This is a genomic window from Bacillus sp. FSL R5-0560 (assembly GCF_037966305.1).
Taxonomy (GTDB): Bacteria; Bacillota; Bacilli; order Bacillales; family Bacillaceae; genus Bacillus; species Bacillus mojavensis.
On sequence record NZ_CP150195.1, the window covers coordinates 3,880,283 to 3,899,304 of the forward strand.

A 19,022-nucleotide genomic window follows, 5' to 3' on the forward strand; every position below is an offset into this window, starting at 1 on the left:
CCATGGAAGTAAATGCTTTTTTAGGAATATTAACACTTAAATGAAAATAATAAATTCATCCCATTTTCACAAGATTCTAATAGACTGTTTTCGACCTGTATCTAGTAAAATATGCGCCTATTTTTTCTATCTTTTGTCCCGATAACAAAACAGGACAAAAAAAGTCGAAGATGCCTGATGATCTTCGATGGATAGCTGCTCTATGATCTATTTAAATTCGGTATTCCAGTTAAAACCGATTGTCTCATCATTCCATGGAATTCTTTTTTCATCGGGCTGATCAGGGTTATACGAGGTTGTTGTAAAATAGATAATTGTCAGTGGCGTTTCGCCCAGCACTCTGTATCCGTGAGCGACGCCTTTTGGAATCAACAACAGCATCGGGTTGTCTTCTCCCATATAATAGACATCGGTTTCTCCTTTTGTTTCTGAATCCTCCCGCAGGTCGTAAAGGACAACCTGAGCGTGGCCGGTCGGGAAGAACCAGAGATCGTCCTGCTTCTCGTGATAATGAAACGCTTTGATCACACCCGGATAGCTTTTGGACCAAGACGCCTGCCCAAAATGCTCAAGGAGGTTCTCATCATCGCGAACCAGTTCAGCAAAAAAACCTCTGTCATCACAATGCTTTGTCAGTTTCTTCACCTTGACTCCTTCAATCACAAGCACTGCTCCTTTCCTGCAAATATTCCCGTAAAGCGTCACGCCAATGACGCGGTCGTATGCCGGCTTCTTCAATAGCCCTGTGGCTCAGCACAGAGTAAGCCGGCCGGGGTGTCGAATTCCCATATTCTTCTGTCGTTACAGGTGTAATCGTTGTGTTCAGCCCGCTTTCTTCCATAATAGCCTTTGCAAACTCATACCAGCTGCATATGCCTGAATTGCTGACATGGTAGATGCCCGGCGGATGGCTGAACAGCTTGATGACCGCTTCCGCCAAATCCTTCGTATAGGTCGGCGAGCCGATTTGATCGTTCACAACCCGCAGCTCTTGTTTTGTTTCAGCGAGCTTCAGCATCGTATGAACAAAATTGCTGCCGCTTTGTCCGTACACCCACGATGTTCTGATGATCGTGCTGTCTGTTCTTGCTAACTGGATCAGCTCTTCTCCGAGTTTTTTACTTTTGCCGTAGATGGTGTTCGGGTCGAGGTGGTCGTCTTCCCTGTATGGCTGGGTCCCCTTCCCGTCAAACACATAATCCGTGCTGATATGAACATATTGCGCTCCGATGCGGGATGACTCCAGCGCTGTGTAGTAAGGGCCAATACCGTTGATCAAGTATGCTTTATCCAGCTCCGTCTCGCATTTGTCAACGGACGTAAACGCGGCGGTATTGACCACGATATCCGGCTGATAATGCCCGAACGAATGCCGTACAGAACGCTGATCGGCGATGTTCATCATCTGCTTTGTTAACGCAATGACCTCATATCCGGCTTGCTTCAGCTGCCGGCACAGCTCCAAGCCAAGCTGTCCGCTCGCACCGGTCACCAATACCTTTGTCAATCGGATCACCTTCTCATCGGTCATTGTCTGTATACCAGCGAATCGTACGCGCAATACCTTCTTCAAACGGCACTTCCTGCCGCCATCCAAGCTCATTTTTCAGCTTTGACGCATTGATCGCGTAGCGCCGGTCATGCCCTTTTCGGTCTTCGACGTGAGCAAACAATTCCTCACAGCCCAAATGTTTCATGATGATACTCGCCAGCTCTTTATTCGTGCGTTCATTTCCGCCGCCGATATTATACACCTCACCGTCGGTTCCTTTTTCTAAAATCAGCTTGATGGCGCGGCAATGGTCCTCTGCAAAAAGCCAGTCTCTGATCTGAAGCCCGTCACCGTAGAGCGGAACCGGCAAGCCTTGTTTTGCATGGCGGATAATCGTTGGGATCATTTTTTCACTATGCTGATATGGGCCGTAATTGTTGCTGCAGCGTGTTATAATAGCCGGCAGCTTGTGCGTTTTCACATACGATAGCACAAGTAGGTCAGAGCTCGCTTTGCTCGCGGAATAAGGGTTGTTAGGAGAAAGCGGCGTTGTTTCCGTAAATGCGGGATCATTCGCTTCTAAATCCCCGTACACCTCGTCTGTTGAAATATGAATCAGCTTTTTGGCTTTTCCTTGTAAGACTGCCTCAGCCAGACGGTATGTGCCCATGACATTCGTTGTGATAAACGGCTCCGCTTGGGAGATGCTTCTGTCTACATGCGATTCCGCGGCGAAATGAATCACGGCGTCATAGGTCTCGTCAAACGCCCGGTCGATATCCTCTTGAATGCTGATATCCCCTTTTACAAACCGAAAACGGCTGTTTCCCTTTAGTTTTTCGATTTCCTGCGGGTGGCTGGCATACGTTAATTTATCTAAAACGGTAATGCGCGCATCCGTTTCCTTCAGCATGAGCTTTGTAAACGTGAGCCCTATGAATCCGGCCCCGCCTGTAATGAGATATGATTTTGCCATAGCTATTCGTCCTGTCCTTTCTGTAAAGCCTGATGTACCAGCCGGGAGGCGAGATAAAGCGATTCGTGTGTTCCTGCATCGACCCACCAGCCCGATAACACATCATACGTCAGCTTGCTGTTTTCAATGTATAAATTATTTACATCAGTGATTTCCAGCTCGCCGCGCTTTGATGGTGATATTTGTTCAATATACGAAAACACTTCTGCATCATACATGTAAATGCCGGTTACACAAAGGTTGGTCGGCGGATTTGCAGGCTTTTCAATAATGGATCGAATTTGTTTGTTTTTCTCATCAATCTCAGCAATTCCAAAACGTTCTGGATCATCCACTTCTTTCAGAAGCACCTTCGCCCCTTTTCCCTGCTGTTGAAATCGCTCCGTATAAGGCTTTAATGAATCTTCAAATATATTATCACCTAATAATAAAATGAAAGGGTTCTTTCCAGTAAAGCGTTTTGCATACGATAACCCATCTGAAATTCCAGAGGCGGCGGGCTGCACTTGATAAGTGACGGAGACGCCAAGCTCCTCTCCGCTTCCCAGCAGCTTATAAAACTGAGGCATGTGCTCTTTTTGGCTGATAAGTAAAATCTCTTTAATTCCGGCTTCCTCGAGCTTCATTATCGACCAGTAAATCATCGGATAAGGGCCTACAGGAAGCAAATGCTTGTTGACGGCTTTGGTTAAGGGCATAAGGCGTGAGCCGTTTCCTCCGGCTAAAATGACACCTTTCACATTAACACTTCCTTACATGCATTTTTATATCTTATCATCAAGCAAATCATAATGGATGGGTGATACCCGGTTCAGTCCTTTTCCATTTACGACGGCAGGCCGATTCACTCTGCAGCCGAGACAACAGGGCGCTCGCCTGCTTTTTGATAGAGGACTGAGACCAAGTGATAGTCTTCCGGCCGCCGTTTTGTTGACTTAAAACATTTGAATAACAAATTTAATGATATCCGCACCCGCTTCCGCCACGGCATCAATCCGTGCAAAGGCCTGATCCCATTTTCCGTCATGATTAATTCCTGTCTCGAAACTATTAAAAACGGGAGCGTGCTTGCCGACAGTTTTGTTCGTGATCTGAAAACCCGCCATTATTTCGCCTTCTTGCCCGGCCAAATGTGGTAATTATAATACGATTGAACAGCGGTAAATCCCATTCTTTCATATAGGCGGATCGCTCTTACATTATGAAGCTGCGTCCCCGCTGTTACCGTTTTATGCTTCAATGTCTCCGGTTGTTCTATGAGATGCGCCAATAAATGAAACGCGACACGCTTGCCTTCATACCCCGGCTTCACAGCCATCAAATCAAGCACATACTCATCACCTTTTGATAAACCTTGCAGGTAGCCAATCATCTCTCCATTATATTTAGCAGCAATATTGATATCTGCTCTCCCCGACAGATTGTTTCGTGTCCACTCTTGAAAGATTTTGTTCGCCGCCTCACGGCTAAGAAAAGGATCGTGAAAATATCTGCTTTTCGCAAATGCGTCGCTGGCTAACTGGCAAATCTCTTCGGTGTCTCCAGGTTCAGGCTGAACCAGTTCAAAAAATGGCGGCGTTTTTTCATATGGAGACGGCGTGTTCACCAGTTTAAGCAAACTGCCGACAAAATAAGAGGACGGCTGCTGCTGAATGACATGTACTGCTCCAATATCCTCTGCCGGTACACGCACAAACACAAAATCTGTTTCATCCATTTGCCGAACAGAATACAGGGCCTGAAACAGCTGTTTTAGCTGCCCTGTGCTGTTGGCCGCGAGAAGCTTTACGTTCATGACTTTTTTCTGAAGCATTTTGCTTTCCCAAAGGGCGTCTTCATACAGCATCACGCCTTGAAGCTGACTGTTTTCAAACAGGCCGAGCGAAAATTGATACGATCCGTCAAGCGTCATCTGTTTGCTTTGGAGAAATTCCATGATTGCCTCTTGGGAAACATTCTCTTTTATCGTATACACCTAACCAGCCCCTTTTGCGGTGTCCCGCACGGCCTCAATCACGCCGTTGACATCTTCGTCAGACATTGATGGATACAGCTGGAGTGACAGGGTACGTTTGTAATTATTCATGGCGCGCGGGTAGTCTGTTTCCTTAAACCCAAATTGCTTTTGATCATACGGAGGAATATGCACTGGGATAACATGAACACTGTGTGCCGATATTGTATTCATCCTTTAAAGCCGTAAACACTTCATTCCGAGTGACACCGGCCTGCTTTCCATTGGCTTGCAGGACATATACATGCCAGGCATGCCGGCCTTCATTATGAACAGACGGCGTGATCAGCTCTGACAAACGCGGCAATGTTATTCAGAATGATTCCGCCTGTAATCAACCCCTGTTTTCGTTTCCAGTGCCGAAAACAAGGCGAGTGTCGACTCAGTAACAGGGTAATTGGAAGCCGTAAATGACTGACGCGCCGCTTCTGCCCTTTGATACATGGCAGGATTTCGAAGAACCTCAATCAGGGTATGCGCTAATTCCTCCGGCTTTTCAAATATAAAATCGCCAAGAGACTCGTAATACGGGTACGTGCGGTTTCCGGTCGATTTTCCGATTAGTGCGGGTTTTTGAAACAGCATGGCCTCAAGACCCACCGTTGAGGTTTGCGTTACAGCGGCGTCAGCATACGCCAGGATATCGTACAGATCCATCTCTTTTTTGATGATTCTGCATGCTTTATGTTTTTTTGCCGCCGCATGATATATATCCAGCTTGTTTTTTCCGATTTCCCAAGGGTGAGGTTTAATGATAATTTGCAGCTGTTTTTGCGTGGAAAGCTCATCTAACACACTTGAATAAAATTCTTCCGAGAAGGGCTGTGTCGCGATCAAAACGATTTTTTTAGACGGGTGAAAGGCCAGCTTTCGATAAAATACTGACATGTCCATAGGTGTCCTGTTGAAAATGTCGTCAAAGCGGGGATGTCCCGTTATGAGAATCTGTTCTGGTTTGCAGCCTCTTTGTTGATACCAGCCAGCTTCATACGCGCCAAAAACAGCCTGATAGGTTGTAAAAACGGGCAAGAAGGCTTCATCTCCCATCAGCGCTCCATGCTGAAGGCAGAAACTCACGGCCCCTCTCCTTTCACATGTCAGAGCGAGCACCCTGCTGTAAATGTCTTCTGTCGTTCCAACAACAACGGCAGAAATGTTCTCTTTCGTGAATAAAGCATCTACTGTGTCAATGGCCTCCATGAACAAAGGAATATCCTTGAAAAGCCGCTCTCGAAATGCTTGATCACCGAATGCCGGGTGGTCATCATAAGCCGAAAGAATTGAAAAAGCCTTTTCAAGATACGGCTTCGGATCGCCTTTTTCACAAGAAGCGGCCACTTCAGGCTTGCTGATCACAGGCAAATCGCAATAATTTGGCTTACTCCATCTTGCCAAAACAGCAGTTTTCTCAGGATCAAATTGGTAGTAATTATCGTTTACAAAACGAAGGTGATCAAAATGCAAGATCACTTTTCCCTTAACGGGCGCGTCATTTGTTTTGGCAATGCTCTGTTTTTTCTCCTCAAAGAACGTCTGAATCTGACCTTCATCGATATGCTGCTCCGCAGGTCCGAATAATTCCGGTTCTTCTTCCATCATCACTCTCAGCTCAGGGCTGATGTATTGGTAAAAATTACTGATAAGCCCGAGCGGAATCCCCTTGTAGCGAAGCCTGTCAAAAAGCTCCGCATACTTCCGGTACAGCACCCAATAATTGCTTAAATAGGCCGACAAACTCTCACCCCATTCCAAGCTTTCTTAATGATTCACGCAGTTCGCGGCAGTTGCGTTGCGGAGGAAGATTCCGTACGAACTCGTTTTTTTCTGACTCAAACAGCTGAAAATGAATGGATTGGTCTGTAATATAGTTCAGATCAAGCTCCTCGGCCAGCGGGTAAAACGGATAAAAATGATTGACTCTCCAAAAGAACCGGGCATCACCGATCCGATAAAACGCCGGGCTTTCATCCCAATAAGAGCCAAACGCCTCCTTCACCTTCTCAAGCACCGTATACCTGTGCATCACCGAGCAATGGTCAATTGCGCACGGGGCGTTCCACGTTACTTGACTGGCGGGCCTGACGGTTTCTTTTACAATGTCTTGATTCTCGTTTAAATGATAGGTTTTCGAACTTGAGTAGATCACAGCCTTTTCCGGGTGATCATCGAGTTCACGCACCATCTTTAACAGCCGATCCGGCATATAGATGTTGTCATCCGTCGCATAGGTGATATACTCACCCTCCGCCATCTCAATCGCTTGATTGATCAGCGCCGCGTATCTCGTTTTTTCCGTTCTTTCCTTCACTCCAGATATATCGCTTTGATAGAAATGCACACGGTTATCATTCAAAAAGGGACGTATTTCATTCAGCGTCTCTTCATTTGAATTGTCATCCATAATAAACAATTCAAAATCAGAAAAAGTTTGTGAGAGTATGCTTGAAATGGACTTTGCCACATAATCGCTTTTGTTATAGCTCGTCATTATCACTGAGACTTTCGGCAAATCCTACACCTCCTCCTTGAATTTTCACATCTGAAACTAACGTTATCTTATGTTGCTTAAGCGCAAGTTGCGCTAGGAAGACAGACTAATATGCGAAAAGATTGTGTACATCGATTGAAAAAACAGTGATCGGCCAGAGAAATCGGCACGCTCACTGTTCTTTTTTTCAGCATATTCCAAGCTTTGGCCTCATAAGGTGAAAGAGATAAAAATCGCACTAGCGACTAAGATCGTTTGTCATCGGGGGTGAGTCATCTCGGAGCGTTTATTTATACATCAGGAACATGTTCTGAATGGTTTTCATAAAAAGGAGGAACGATATGAAACCGAAAAAAAACCAATATCAGCAAATGCAGGGATATGATATGCAGGGGTATTCTCCTCAATTTGGCGCAAATCCGTATCCGCAGCCTCAAGGGCAAGGCCTGCAAATGCAAGGCCCAATGCAAGGTCCGCAAATGCAGACGATGGGACAAATGCAGCAAATGCCCATGCAGCAGGGGCAGCAAGGCTTCGGATTCCCTACTCAGCAGCAAGGCCAGGGCGGCGGATTTCAAATTCCATCGGGGCAGACACCATCGGGCGGCCAAAACATTCCCGGCATGCTGCCTGTCGAGGAATCATACATCGAGAATATACTGCGCCTGAACAGGGGAAAAACGGCTACCATCTATATGACATTTGAAAACAGCAAGGAGTGGGGATCAAAGATTTTCCGCGGCGTCATCGAGGCGGCGGGCCGGGATCACATTATTATCAGCGATCCGAAAACAGGAACCCGCTACCTTCTGCTGACGATCTATCTTGATTACGTCACCTTTGATGAAGAAATTGCATACACGTACCCATACTCGATGTCATCCTATTCACCAAGATAAAGAAAAAAAAAGCCAATCCTCATGATATGAGAGATTGGCTTTTTTCTTTATAGATATTTGACAGCTGCGACAACGATCATGATCCAAGAAATAATGAATGCCACACCGCCGAGCGGCGTGATTGCGCCAAGAATGGAAATTTGCGTCACGCTGAGGATGTATAAGCTTCCGGAAAACAGCACAATCCCCGCAAACATCAGCCAGCCGGCTGTTGTGACACTGCCGATGCCGGATAATTTATCAGCGAGAAACGCGACAACAAAAAGTCCCAGCGCGTGATACATATGATACTGCACGCCTGTGTGCCAAACCTGAAGATATTTATCAGGAATTTTCCCTTCTAATCCGTGTGCGCCAAATGCCCCGAGTCCCACGGCAAGCATGGCATTAATAGCGCCTAATATGATAAATACTTTCATCTATTCTCTCCCGCCTTTTCGTTAAACTCCTATCAATTATCATATCGCACCTGTATAAAAATTCAATGTTTGTTCTCCGATGACACGAGATTGTCGGATTTTCTCCTGCGCCATAGCTGAAACTGATCCATCGCTATTGCAGCAAGCGTCCCTAAGACAAGCCCATTGCTTAACAGAGAAATAAACACCGGATGCATATCCTTTAATGCACTTCCTGGCACAAACATAATGCCGACACCTGTAAGCAGTGAAATGCCGATCACAGCCCGCACTCTTTTCAGCTCTGATGTCTCATAGGAATCAAATTCAGCAAACGCCAAACCAACCATTGCAGAAAACACAACAAAGTTTACCGCAAACCCAACGGGTGACGGCAGGCTCGCAAACGCATTCATAAAAAACGGAATCACGCTGATGAAAACGACCAGCATACTGCCGAGAACAAACGGCTTTTTAGAAGACATCTTGGTTGTTTCAATAAAACCCGCCGCTCCCGAAATCGGAACCGGTGCAATGGCTCCAGACAAACCGCTCAGCAAATGACTGAATGAAGCCGCAAATCCGGCATGGCGCTCATGACGCTTCCCATCCGTCTGTTTCCCGAATTTTTTCACCGCAATGTCCACAACCTTCATACTTGCCAGCATGTTAACGATCAGCAGAATCGTAATAAAAACCGATGTGATGGCTAGGCCGCTGTTAAATAATGGGGCACCGAACGGCAACAGAGATGGCAGCTGAAACAGCCGATCTGGCCATTCGATCGGTTTTGCAACACCCGCAGCCGCAAACAGCACCCATCCGCCGAAAAGAGCCAATAAAATAGAATATTGCTTTAAAAAAACGATATTAGAATTTGACATGATAAAAGCCGCGGCGACGACAACCAGCGCCAGGCCAAATACAAGACCATCCACGCTGTCTTTTAAATAGCCGATGCCAAGAAGCCCTTTTATAATCGGCTGGCTCAGCTGCATGACGAGCAGCAGCAAATAGACCCCTGTCACAACCGGAGTAAACAAGGCAGCAAGCCGATCAATGACCTTAAAGACACTTAACAAAAAGAAACATACAGCGCTTACAAGAAGCGCCCCCTGCAAGCCGCGCAGTGTTTCGCCATATGTCGCAAACACCGTTCCGGTCAGGCCGCCGTAGATTGTGTACACTCCCCACCACAAGCCGGCAGGGCTTTCATTTATAGGCAGCCGGTGCCCTTTCAAACACTGAATAACTGCGGCAATTCCCAATACAAAAAAAGTGCTTTGAATCAGCCGTGCAGAATCTGAATGATCCAGATGAAACGATTGGGCAACCGCCACCGGAACAACAATCGCCGCGGCAATCATAAACGCTGCCCATTGCAGAGCGCCAAGAACCAATTTCACGTAAGCTCAACCTTTCTGATTAAAAATCAAATAAAGACTCTCCGTTTCCATCCTCTTCCTGCTTATCTTTTTCCTGCTTCCGATACTTGTTTAATCCGGCGCTGCCCATCATTTTTTCCATCAGCAGCTGGTCTGTTGAAGGCGGCGCCGACGGACTTGCCGTAACACTCGGCTGAATGCGCGGCGTGCTCCCCGTCTCCGGCTGATCCAGCACGACGTCGCACAAAGAACGGACGACGGCCACGTGGCGCTTCAGCTCCTCATCATGTTCGGCCGTCTTTGCTTTCTTCAATTCCTCTTCCATCTTCTGAATCAAAGCGGATATATGAATGTTCATAAAAAATCCTCCAAAAATAAAATGTAGTCTCCCTGCATTTTATCAAATTCCTGCCGCAAACGCAGATATGAGTTTGTTATTTTTTCTGACAGGAATCTCGCATTTGACAAACAGAAGCCAATTTTCACATAATGAATCACCATAACCTGCAGGAAGGAGAGAGATTATGAACAGCATCCCCTCGATTGTCAGCAGCCATCAAGCATTTTTCGCGGCAGGGCATACAAAATCAATTGACTCAAGACTGGACGTCTTAAAAAAGCTGAAACACACCATCAAAGCGTATGAAGCGGACATCACAGCCGCTCTCTATCAGGATCTTCACAAATCTGAACAAGAAGCGTACACAACGGAAATCGGCATTGTTCTTGAGGAAATCAGCTTTGTGATGAAACGGCTGAAAAAATGGGCCAAGCCGAAAAGAGTCAAAACGCCATTGACCCATATCGGTTCCAAAAGTGTTATTTTCCCCGAGCCGTATGGCACCGTCTTGGTGATTGCGCCATGGAATTATCCCCTGCAGCTGGCGCTTTCTCCGCTGATCGGAGCCATTGCGGCCGGAAACACGGTCGTTCTCAAACCCTCAGAATATACGCCAGCTGTTTCGGCTGTTCTTTCCGCTCTCATCCGTGACGTTTTTCCGGGTGATTATGTCGCTTTGGCGGAAGGCGGGCCGGACATCAGCACAGCTCTATTACAGCAGCCGTTTGACTACATATTTTTTACTGGAAGCGTGGCCGTAGGAAAAGTTGTCATGGAAGCGGCGGCCAAACAATTAATTCCCGTCACCTTAGAGCTCGGAGGAAAAAGTCCCTGCATCGTCCATAAAGATGCTGACATCAAGCTTGCCGCCAAACGCATCGTTTTTGGGAAATTTACAAATGCGGGCCAAACCTGCATCGCACCGGATTACTTGCTCGTTCACGAAGACATCAAAACAGAGCTTACGGAAGAAATGAAGCGTGTCATTGGTGAGTTTTACGGACTGCAGCCCGAACTGAATCCGTCTTATGGCAAAATCGTCAGTGAACGCCATTATCAGCGGCTGCTGAGCTTTCTGAAAGACGGCGTCGCGCTAATCGGCGGCCAAGCAGACCACCGGCACCACAAAATAGCGCCGACCATTCTCGATCAGGTCACAGATGATTCCCCAGTGATGCAAGAGGAAATTTTCGGACCCATTCTTCCGCTGTTTGCATATCGCGGCATCGATGAAGTCATTGAGAAAGTCAAGTCGCGTCCCAAGCCGCTTGCCCTGTATGTGTTTACAACAAACCAAACAATTGAACGAGAGATAATAGAAAACCTGTCGTTTGGCGGCGGCTGTGTCAACGATACGTTGATGCATGTCGCGACACCGTATTTGCCATTCGGCGGCGTGGGAAAAAGCGGAATCGGCAGCTATCACGGATTTGACAGTTTTAACACATTTACGCACAAAAAAAGCGTCGTCAAGCAAACGAACCGCTTCGACTTCGCTTTCCGTTATCCATCATCCAAAAACGGCCTGCGTTTGATACGGAAAATACTCAAATAAAAAAGCGCAGGTCATCTGCGCTTTTTATAAATCCTTTATACACCAATCAATCGGAGCCTCCCCCATTTTCTCCAAGTAGGCATTTGCCCGCGAAAATGGCTTGCTGCCAAAAAATCCGTTTCTTGCTGAAAACGGGCTGGGATGCGTCGATTCAATAATAAAATGCTTGGACGTGTCGATCCGTTCTTTTTTCATTTGGGCATGCCGGCCCCACAGTATAAAAATAATCGGCCGCTCTCTTTCATTTAGCACGTCAATTATCCGGTCAGTCAGCTGCTCCCAGCCTTTTCCCTTATGGGAATTCGCCTGTCCGCGCCGCACTGTGAGCACGGTATTCAGCAAAAGAACCCCCTGCTTCGCCCAGCTGACGAGCGACCCGTGATTCGGTATGCTGCAGCCGATATCATCCTGAAGCTCAAGAAAAATATTTTTCAATGAAGGCGGCTGCTTCACACCCGGCTTTACGGAGAAGCTTAAGCCTTGAGCCTGTCCAGGCCCGTGATACGGATCTTGACCGAGAATAACCACCTTGACATCATCGTACGGCGTGTAGTGCAGCGCATTAAAGATATCGCGGCTGTCCGGATAGATCGTCTCCTCCATGTATTCCCGCTTCAGCATTTCTCTCAGCTCTAGATAATACGGTTTTTCAAACTCTTCCTTCAGCTGTTCCCACCAGCTGTCCTGCAAAAGCTGTTTCAAGATGCAAACCTCCTTACGAACGATGAAGTCTGGAATAGACAGGTTTGCCATCCCAAACAATCTCACTTTGTGCTTCCCGCCTCTTCATGTCAGGCTCTTCAAGCAGGACGGCAAAGTTTTTCGTCGGCAGTTCCCCTAGTCCGTGCTTCTCACTTAAACGATCCAAATATTGCTTCCGCTTGGCGCCAAGGTCTGCGGACTGATTGTCTCCCGCGTCACTGAATGCATATATCACACTGGCACAAGGCACACGCTTGATCCGGTAATCCTTCGCTGCACGCAAGTAAAAATCCCAGTCCCAATAATTATGCACATCAGCATCGAAATACCCGATCTCATCGTGCAGGAAACGTCTGTACATGCTGCCCGACGGCACGTAGGTCGAGAACACTCTCATATCCTCATAATCAGCGGTATACGCAAATAACTTCCGCGAAATCGGATATCTTGTCCCTTCCCTCTCTTCAAACGACACAATTTCGGCATCAGAATGAACGAAATCTGCCGTTTCCATTTCCTTCGCCATTCTTTCCAGATGGCCCGGCGTGAAGAAATCATCATCATCACAAAGCATGATACAGTCGCCTGATACCTCTTTGACACCCACATTTCTCGCTTCCACATGGCCTGAGTTCTTTTCTAAATCAATCACAGCAATCGGCAGCTCCGGATACAGTGCTTTGGCCTGCTCAACCGACTCCCCGGCATCATTGACAATAATGACTTCATACGGCTTCATAGTCTGCTGTGAAATCGACTCCAACAACTCGCACAAAGCCGGAATCCGATTATAGGTCACAATTACGATAGAAATCTTCATGATGCTCTCCTTCTCATTTTCATAGTCATGTACTATTAAAACATATATTGGACGGGAGATCAGTGGGAATATCCTACCGAACTGTGAAATGGAAACTACAGAAACAGCAAAGTGACGCCTACCAGAAGCACCATAATCAGCATCAGCTCTCCACATACACGAACGACATCTTTCAGGCGGACGCCATTCGGCAGGAAGAGATGCCATAGCTTAGATTGATAGACCGGCAGCAGCACCAATGCGTAAGAAAGGCACAAAAAAGTGAATGCCGGCGGAACAAAAGCACAGCCTGCATCGTCCCAATCTCTCACAATTTCAGAAACACTCGTTCCATCTGACAAGAACAAACCAATCAACAAGGCCAGCAAAACAAAGGATCCCAATTGAACATCAAACAGCCGCATGCGTTGGTGGCAAGCAATCCAGAGTGCCCAAAACCAGCCAATAGAATAGAATAATAATAGAAAAACGATTGCACCAGCAGTAAAAACAACATCTGGCATCCTATCGAGCAAAAAAACAAGCGGTACGGACATGGCCATAACCAAAAGCATGGATGCACCCACAAACAAAAATACAGCCACATGAATAACAAAACCATATAAACAAGAGCCGAGTCTCATGACAATCCCCCTTCATTACATAGAATTTCTATGTACATACCTAAAAAATCAGGCAAGCTGGCGCCTGCCAAAATAACAGCCTATTCGCCCGCACGCCGGAAATAACAGCGTAGCACAAGCACACGCCCCTATAAACCAAGGTGTCAGCAAGGATTGAAACAGCGCAGCAGGAACTAGATCAAACAGAAAAACAAACATAAAAATAACGTTCGGCACCATAGAAATAAGAATCGTATGTAAAACAAGCCGTTCACCGCGTTGACCGAACTCCCTAACGCCTTGGTACCCAATCAGCACCCAATAGAGAATATAAGCAGCTAAAATCAGCCACACAGAAACAGAAATGCCTTTCCACACTGCATGAACAAAGGGAGATTCTAACCATGCATGCAATACTGTAATGGTAATACCTGCTGCAAATAAAGCACTATTGCAGAATAGATGGAATAATAAAAACGTACGGGCGGATACAGGCTGTTCTTTCTGAAAGGATGATACAATCTCATCCGGTGTGCCAAATTCCCGAAGCAAACATTCCATGGCTTCTGCCTCACTCTTCCCCTCTTGAATGGAGTGAAACAAGTGGTGTTCAATATGGTTTTCGATCTCTTCGATCATCGCTTCACTATCAGAAACCCCTTTAAGCCCGTTTTTCACTTTATATATATAAGTCTCTTTATCCATTCTGTCCGCCCCGCTTCAGCATTCGGTCCATCATAGCTGAAAACACGCTCCATTCCTTTGTGCGCTCTGCCAGGATCTCTCTGCCGTCTTCTGTAATCCGATAATACTTACGATCCGGGCCTTTCTCCTGCTTCTCCCAATATGAAGAAATATATCCTTGCCGTTCAAGTTTATGAAGGGAAGGATACAATGTTCCCTCTTTCATCTGCAGTTCATTATCGCTGCGGCTTCCCATCTCTTTTACAAGCTCATAGCCATACATCGGCCTCTCATTCAGGAGCGTTAATACCAATATCACAGTGCTGCCTTTAATCAGCTCACGATTTAACATGACAAAACCCCTACCTAGTTTTCTTATGTAGCATTGTACGAAATCACCCTGAAACTGTCAATTGATTCCTATAAACCTTTCGTATTGTGATAAGCAGAAAATCTAACTATAATGAGATATAAAACATTGATGGAGGTTCAACACATGTCTATGCATAAAGCACTCACGATTGCCGGCTCCGATTCCAGCGGCGGCGCGGGAATTCAAGCTGATTTAAAAACATTTCAAGAAAAAAACGTATATGGGATGACAGCCTTAACGGTGATCGTTGCAATGGACCCGAACAACAGCTGGGATCATCAAGTCTTTCCGATCGATCCAGACACGATTCGCGCACAGCTCGCAACGATTGTAGACGGCATTGGTGTGGACGCCATGAAAACGGGAATGCTGCCAACCGTTGAGATTATCGAGCTTGCGGCGAAAACGATCAAAGAAAAACAACTGCAAAACGTCGTGATTGATCCGGTTATGGTGTGCAAAGGGGCAAATGAGGTTCTTTATCCGGAGCACGCGCAAGCCCTGCGTGAACAATTGGCACCGCTCGCTACCGTGATTACGCCAAACCTGTTCGAAGCCAGCCAGCTCAGCGGCATGGGCGAATTAAAAACGATTGAAGACATGAAAGAAGCCGCGAAAAAAATCCACGCCCTCGGCGCTCAATATGTTGTGATTACAGGCGGAGGCAAGCTGAAGCACGAAAAAGCTGTAGACGTTCTATATGACGGAGAAACAGCGGAAGTCCTTGAAAGCGAAATGATTGATACGCCTTATACACATGGCGCCGGCTGTACGTTCTCCGCAGCGGTGACGGCAGAACTCGCGAAAGGCGCGGAAGTCAAAGAAGCAATTTACGCGGCGAAAGAATTTATTACTGCTGCGATTCAAGAGTCCTTCCCGCTGAATCAGTATGTCGGACCTACGAAGCATTCTGCTTTGCGCCTGAATAAACAATCATAAACAAAATCGGCTGCCTTCCAGAGAGGCAGCCTTTTTTTATATTCTCGGAGACTTTTCACAGAAAAAACTGCCGATCACATCGGCAGCCTGTTTATTTGGTCTTTAAATTGTTTGCAGATGACCTCAAAAATATCTCTATGGATTGAACAAAAAGTGCATATTCCTTCATTTGTTCATATGCCCGTGAAAGGGTTTCTGCCGCTTCACTATGCGGTGTTGTTCCCCGTAGCATTTTTTTCAGCTGAAGCAGCACATCCTTATATTCTTCCCGCTTATCCTCAACTTGGTCCGCAGCCTTTTCTAAACATTCCGGTGTTATCTTCTGTTCATGTATATTCAAGAAAACAACTCCTTTTACAGAAAAAAATGTAGGTTATCGTTGAAGAATAGCACAGATGGCACAGATTTCACATAAGAAAAAAGAAGGATTTTCTACATAAGTGTCCAAATTCCGACTTTCATTTCAGATCTTCCGTTTGATCTCGCAGTCACTTGATCATTTCCCGGGAAAGGAAAATATCTTGCGCTGAATACCTCTTCCCCATGATTGATAAAGACTTCCACTGATGACGCGTCGATAAACATGTGCACTGTGTGCAGATTGCTGATGCGGCAATGTCTCGCTTCTGTTTTTGTACCGTCAAAGCTTGTGCGCTCTAGTGTGATAAGCCCCTCTTCCTTCCGGTAAGAGAATGTGGCAGTGGCGCGGATATTGATTTCAAAACCAGACTCCGTATCAATGTCTTCAATCAAAATTTCAGCTCTTTCAGGATTTTCAACTGGCAGCGTACCAGACGATCCATACATGTTGATTTGAACTTCCTGCCCATTTTTCCGCATCGCTTTCAGCTCAGGAAGCGGCTGCTGTATCAGCTTCTCCCCTGATAGCGTCAGCTGTCTCGGCAGCGTCATACAGTGAATCCAGTGATAATCTTTCGTCGGATGATACTTCTCATCCTGATCAGGTACAGCCATCCACGCAAACAGTATCCGGCGCCCCTGATCGTCTTCAAGTGTCTGCGGCGCGTAAAAATCAAAGCCTTGATCAAGCTCCGTAAACGCAGCATGCATCAGCCCCGTTTTTTCATAATCAAGCTGGCCTACAAAATATCCAGATTGATACACATTTTGATAACGATAGCCGTCAGCTTCAAGTCCTTGGGGCGAGACAATCAGCACGTCGGAGCCTTGAAGAGAAAACAGGTCAGGGCACTCCCACATATATCCGAAATCATTCAGTCCGTTGAGGCCGGCACCTGTTATCGGGCCGAGAAACGTCCACTCTGTCAAGTTATCGGAAGTAAACAAAACAGCTTGGCCCTTCATGTTCTCGGTTTGCGCACCGATCACCATATACCATTTTCCTTCATGCTCCCACACCTTCGGATCACGAAAATGAGCTGTATAGCCTTCAGGAAGACGGGCCACGACACCTTTTTTCTCAAAGGTCAGCCCATCGTCCGATACAGCAAGGCACTGATACGTTTCCCGATTCCCATCCTGGTCCCTGACATTTCCTGTGTAAAACAAATAGAGCCGGTCATCCTTGACAACAGCGCTGCCCGAGTAGCAGCCGTTTTTATCAAACCAATCACTCGGAGCCAGCGCAATCTCTTCCCGCTTCCAGCTCACAAAATCGCATGTCGTATAATGCCCCCAAAACTTTGCCCCGTGCCCCGTCTGAAACGGCTGCCACTGAAAAAACAAATGATAGACTCCCTTCCAATACACCACGCCATTTGGATCATTCAGCAAACCAACCGGGGGCATGATGTGAAAGTGCTGGCGGTGCGGATCGCTGTCAGCAATATGTTCTTTTTTCACAACTTCTTCATAAGCCCGGCGACGCAGCTCCTGATCATGTGCTGTCATTATTTCCTCTCCTCATCTTCGTTAATTTTCATGACAAACGCCGCAATGAACGCTGATACTGCTGCAATAACCATTCCAATCATATAGTTTACTAGATTTCCAAATCCAAACGGTGCTGCAATGGCGATCATCGGAATGCCTGTTAACCCGTAAGCGTTTGCAGCAACATGTGTAAAGACGACATACGCGCCGCCCAACGCGCCTCCAATCATCGCGGCGATAAACGGCTTCCGGTAGCGAAGGTTTACCCCGAAAATGACGGGCTCAGTAATGCCAAGAAAAGCAGAAAATGCCGCCGGAAGAGCGATTTCCTTCGTTTTTGCCTTTTTCGCTAAAAAGAAGACGGCAAGGCCGGCCCCGCCTTGGGCGACATTTGCCATAGACCAAATCGGCAATAAATAGTTCCTGCCAAGATCTGAAATAAGCCCCGCCTCAATCGCATGGAAGCTGTGATGAACACCTGTGAGGACGATCAGTGAATAGGTGCCTCCAAAAAGAAGGCCTGCGACAAAACCGGCATGATCATACACATATGTTAAAGCAACAGTAATACCGGAGCCAAGCGCTCTTCCTAAAGGGCCGATGGCAATAAATGCGACAAACCCGGTGACAATGACAGTAACAAAAGGCGTAACCAGCAAATCGACCGCATGCGGAACCACTTTTCTTGTCCATTTCTCTACCTTGCTCATGACGTAAACTGCCAGCAGGACAGGGATGACGGTTCCCTGATAACCGAGAAGCGCGATATCAACCCCGAAAAGATGCATATAATCAGGTGACGCTTCCGCCAAACCCCATGGATTCAAAAGCGTCGGGTGTATCATGATTCCCCCGATGACCGCTCCTAAATACGGATTGCTTCCAAACTCTTTTGAAGCGCTGACCCCGATCAAAATCGGCAGGAAGATGAATGCCGCGCTTGAAAACATATCAAGGAGCTGCAGCAGCGCAGAGTCCTTACTCATCCAATGAAAGGCATTGATCATTCCCAATAACCCCATTAACAGGCCGCTGGCTACGATGGCTGGAATGATCGGAACAAAAATATTCGAAAGCGTTTTCGCAAATCTCGCCGCAGGATTCAGTTTCTCTTTAGCAGCATCCTGGTGATTCACATGTTCTTCACGCTCTACATCGGCTTCCTTAGAAAAAGCATCATACACTTTATTGACAAGGCCTGTTCCAAAAATAATCTGGTATTGGCCTGAACTGCTAAAAGCGCCTTTGACGCCTTCAAGCTCTTCTACTTGTGCTTGATCTATCTTTGATTCATCCTTAATCACTAAACGCAGTCTTGTCGCACAATGAGCCGCGCTGATAATGTTTTCTTTTCCCCCGAGAAGCTCAATGAGGCGTTTTGCAGTCTCTTTGTAATCCATCTTCTTCTCCCCCTTTTATAAACAAAAAAGACCTAAAATTCGCCAACGAAAAGGACACAGCGATCCTTTTTCATTTACGCAAATTTTAGGTCTTGCCTGCT

Annotated in this window: 21 protein-coding genes and 2 pseudogenes; 3 read left to right on the forward strand and 20 right to left on the reverse strand. The window is 46.6% G+C overall.

Annotation, left to right across the window (positions count from 1 at the left end; translation table 11 throughout):
* Positions 1 to 207 precede the first annotated feature (207 nt).
* The 9 genes and pseudogenes from NST56_RS20270 to spsA form a co-directional block, all read right to left on the reverse strand.
* Complete coding sequence (locus NST56_RS20270) at positions 208 to 663, reverse strand: dTDP-4-dehydrorhamnose 3,5-epimerase family protein (protein ID WP_010332322.1); 456 nt, start codon at positions 661 to 663, stop codon at positions 208 to 210.
* Entirely contained in the window at positions 656 to 1,507 is an 852-nt protein-coding gene (gene rfbD, locus NST56_RS20275; protein ID WP_286059328.1) for a dTDP-4-dehydrorhamnose reductase, read from the reverse strand. Before rfbD ends, NST56_RS20270 begins: the two co-directional genes overlap by 8 nt.
* A gap of 13 nt (positions 1,508 to 1,520) precedes the next feature.
* Positions 1,521 to 2,468 (reverse strand): dTDP-glucose 4,6-dehydratase, encoded by a 948-nt coding sequence (rfbB, locus tag NST56_RS20280; protein WP_286059327.1) that lies wholly within the window; start codon positions 2,466 to 2,468, stop codon positions 1,521 to 1,523.
* Positions 2,469 to 2,470: 2 nt separating this feature from the next.
* Positions 2,471 to 3,208, reverse strand: a complete 738-nt coding sequence (locus NST56_RS20285) for a sugar phosphate nucleotidyltransferase (RefSeq protein ID WP_168749033.1) — start codon at positions 3,206 to 3,208, stop codon at positions 2,471 to 2,473.
* 198 nt (positions 3,209 to 3,406) lie between these two features.
* Positions 3,407 to 3,574, reverse strand: a pseudogene (locus NST56_RS20290) (spore coat protein); the annotation flags it as partial.
* Positions 3,574 to 4,443 (reverse strand): GNAT family N-acetyltransferase, encoded by an 870-nt coding sequence (locus NST56_RS20295; protein WP_168749035.1) that lies wholly within the window; start codon positions 4,441 to 4,443, stop codon positions 3,574 to 3,576. The gene NST56_RS20295 and the pseudogene NST56_RS20290, both read right to left, overlap by 1 nt.
* Positions 4,444 to 4,783: pseudogene (locus tag NST56_RS20300) on the reverse strand (DegT/DnrJ/EryC1/StrS family aminotransferase); the annotation flags it as partial.
* Between the two features lie 8 nt (positions 4,784 to 4,791).
* Entirely contained in the window at positions 4,792 to 6,216 is a 1,425-nt protein-coding gene (locus NST56_RS20305; protein WP_339178786.1) for a CDP-glycerol glycerophosphotransferase family protein, read from the reverse strand.
* Between the two features lie 4 nt (positions 6,217 to 6,220).
* On the reverse strand, positions 6,221 to 6,991 hold the full coding sequence (gene spsA, locus NST56_RS20310; protein WP_268448051.1) for a spore coat dTDP-glycosyltransferase SpsA: 771 nt from the start codon (positions 6,989 to 6,991) through the stop codon (positions 6,221 to 6,223).
* A 320-nt stretch (positions 6,992 to 7,311) separates the two neighbouring features.
* Between spsA and gerQ the strand changes: the two genes are divergently transcribed.
* Positions 7,312 to 7,869 carry a spore coat protein GerQ gene (gerQ, locus tag NST56_RS20315; protein ID WP_339178790.1) on the forward strand — a complete coding sequence of 186 codons (558 nt, stop codon included), beginning with the start codon at positions 7,312 to 7,314 and terminating at the stop codon, positions 7,867 to 7,869.
* 47 nt (positions 7,870 to 7,916) lie between these two features.
* Here the strand turns inward: gerQ and NST56_RS20320 are convergent, their stop codons facing one another.
* The 3 genes from NST56_RS20320 to NST56_RS20330 form a co-directional block, all read right to left on the reverse strand.
* Positions 7,917 to 8,288 (reverse strand): DUF423 domain-containing protein, encoded by a 372-nt coding sequence (locus tag NST56_RS20320; RefSeq protein ID WP_010332332.1) that lies wholly within the window; start codon positions 8,286 to 8,288, stop codon positions 7,917 to 7,919.
* Between the two features lie 62 nt (positions 8,289 to 8,350).
* The gene (locus tag NST56_RS20325) at positions 8,351 to 9,673 is read right to left on the reverse strand and encodes a purine/pyrimidine permease (RefSeq protein WP_168749039.1); all 1,323 of its coding nucleotides are present in this window, start codon (positions 9,671 to 9,673) and stop codon (positions 8,351 to 8,353) included.
* A 19-nt stretch (positions 9,674 to 9,692) separates the two neighbouring features.
* Positions 9,693 to 10,010: a YwdI family protein gene (locus NST56_RS20330; protein WP_010332334.1), complete on the reverse strand. Its 318-nt coding sequence runs from the start codon at positions 10,008 to 10,010 to the stop codon at positions 9,693 to 9,695.
* Between the two features lie 166 nt (positions 10,011 to 10,176).
* Between NST56_RS20330 and NST56_RS20335 the strand changes: the two genes are divergently transcribed.
* Positions 10,177 to 11,547 (forward strand): aldehyde dehydrogenase, encoded by a 1,371-nt coding sequence (locus NST56_RS20335; protein ID WP_339178795.1) that lies wholly within the window; start codon positions 10,177 to 10,179, stop codon positions 11,545 to 11,547.
* A 24-nt stretch (positions 11,548 to 11,571) separates the two neighbouring features.
* Here NST56_RS20335 and NST56_RS20340 read toward each other — a convergent pair whose 3' ends face one another.
* From NST56_RS20340 to NST56_RS20360, 5 genes are all read right to left on the reverse strand, one after another.
* A complete protein-coding gene (locus NST56_RS20340) occupies positions 11,572 to 12,249 on the reverse strand; it encodes a uracil-DNA glycosylase (protein WP_268471588.1) in 678 nt (225 codons plus the stop codon).
* A gap of 13 nt (positions 12,250 to 12,262) precedes the next feature.
* Positions 12,263 to 13,069 (reverse strand): glycosyltransferase family 2 protein, encoded by an 807-nt coding sequence (locus tag NST56_RS20345; protein WP_168749043.1) that lies wholly within the window; start codon positions 13,067 to 13,069, stop codon positions 12,263 to 12,265.
* A gap of 95 nt (positions 13,070 to 13,164) precedes the next feature.
* Positions 13,165 to 13,692 carry a hypothetical protein gene (locus tag NST56_RS20350; protein WP_168749044.1) on the reverse strand — a complete coding sequence of 176 codons (528 nt, stop codon included), beginning with the start codon at positions 13,690 to 13,692 and terminating at the stop codon, positions 13,165 to 13,167.
* Between the two features lie 48 nt (positions 13,693 to 13,740).
* Positions 13,741 to 14,376 (reverse strand): permease prefix domain 1-containing protein, encoded by a 636-nt coding sequence (locus tag NST56_RS20355; RefSeq protein ID WP_229148558.1) that lies wholly within the window; start codon positions 14,374 to 14,376, stop codon positions 13,741 to 13,743.
* The gene (locus NST56_RS20360; RefSeq protein WP_010332341.1) at positions 14,369 to 14,707 is read right to left on the reverse strand and encodes a PadR family transcriptional regulator; all 339 of its coding nucleotides are present in this window, start codon (positions 14,705 to 14,707) and stop codon (positions 14,369 to 14,371) included. Before NST56_RS20360 ends, NST56_RS20355 begins: the two co-directional genes overlap by 8 nt.
* A 144-nt stretch (positions 14,708 to 14,851) precedes the next feature.
* Between NST56_RS20360 and NST56_RS20365 the strand changes: the two genes are divergently transcribed.
* Positions 14,852 to 15,667, forward strand: a complete 816-nt coding sequence (locus tag NST56_RS20365) for a bifunctional hydroxymethylpyrimidine kinase/phosphomethylpyrimidine kinase (RefSeq protein WP_010332342.1) — start codon at positions 14,852 to 14,854, stop codon at positions 15,665 to 15,667.
* A gap of 91 nt (positions 15,668 to 15,758) precedes the next feature.
* On the opposite strand, the gene NST56_RS20370 is transcribed toward NST56_RS20365, so the two are convergent.
* The 3 genes from NST56_RS20370 to scrA all read right to left on the reverse strand — a co-directional run bounded on the left by NST56_RS20370 (position 15,759) and on the right by scrA (position 18,921).
* Positions 15,759 to 16,007 (reverse strand): hypothetical protein, encoded by a 249-nt coding sequence (locus tag NST56_RS20370; protein WP_168749046.1) that lies wholly within the window; start codon positions 16,005 to 16,007, stop codon positions 15,759 to 15,761.
* A gap of 92 nt (positions 16,008 to 16,099) precedes the next feature.
* Entirely contained in the window at positions 16,100 to 17,539 is a 1,440-nt protein-coding gene (gene sacA, locus NST56_RS20375) for a sucrose-6-phosphate hydrolase (RefSeq protein ID WP_339178803.1), read from the reverse strand.
* Positions 17,539 to 18,921 (reverse strand): PTS system sucrose transporter subunit IIBC, encoded by a 1,383-nt coding sequence (scrA, locus tag NST56_RS20380; protein WP_268504350.1) that lies wholly within the window; start codon positions 18,919 to 18,921, stop codon positions 17,539 to 17,541. The genes sacA and scrA overlap by 1 nt, the downstream gene beginning before the upstream one ends.
* Positions 18,922 to 19,022 lie beyond the last annotated feature (101 nt).

What these genes read in the sequence shown, in the direction of transcription:
- rfbB (WP_286059327.1), bottom strand. Translation starts at nt 2,468, where the DNA reads ATGGCAAAATCATATCTCATTACAGGCGGGGCCGGATTCATAGGGCTC.
- gerQ (WP_339178790.1), top strand. Translation starts at nt 7,312, where the DNA reads ATGAAACCGAAAAAAAACCAATATCAGCAAATGCAGGGATATGATATG.
- NST56_RS20320 (WP_010332332.1), bottom strand. Translation starts at nt 8,288, where the DNA reads ATGAAAGTATTTATCATATTAGGCGCTATTAATGCCATGCTTGCCGTG.
- NST56_RS20330 (WP_010332334.1), bottom strand. Translation starts at nt 10,010, where the DNA reads ATGAACATTCATATATCCGCTTTGATTCAGAAGATGGAAGAGGAATTG.
- NST56_RS20335 (WP_339178795.1), top strand. Translation starts at nt 10,177, where the DNA reads ATGAACAGCATCCCCTCGATTGTCAGCAGCCATCAAGCATTTTTCGCG.
- NST56_RS20345 (WP_168749043.1), bottom strand. Translation starts at nt 13,069, where the DNA reads ATGAAGATTTCTATCGTAATTGTGACCTATAATCGGATTCCGGCTTTG.
- NST56_RS20350 (WP_168749044.1), bottom strand. Translation starts at nt 13,692, where the DNA reads ATGAGACTCGGCTCTTGTTTATATGGTTTTGTTATTCATGTGGCTGTA.
- NST56_RS20355 (WP_229148558.1), bottom strand. Translation starts at nt 14,376, where the DNA reads ATGGATAAAGAGACTTATATATATAAAGTGAAAAACGGGCTTAAAGGG.
- NST56_RS20360 (WP_010332341.1), bottom strand. Translation starts at nt 14,707, where the DNA reads ATGTTAAATCGTGAGCTGATTAAAGGCAGCACTGTGATATTGGTATTA.
- NST56_RS20365 (WP_010332342.1), top strand. Translation starts at nt 14,852, where the DNA reads ATGTCTATGCATAAAGCACTCACGATTGCCGGCTCCGATTCCAGCGGC.
- sacA (WP_339178803.1), bottom strand. Translation starts at nt 17,539, where the DNA reads ATGACAGCACATGATCAGGAGCTGCGTCGCCGGGCTTATGAAGAAGTT.
- scrA (WP_268504350.1), bottom strand. Translation starts at nt 18,921, where the DNA reads ATGGATTACAAAGAGACTGCAAAACGCCTCATTGAGCTTCTCGGGGGA.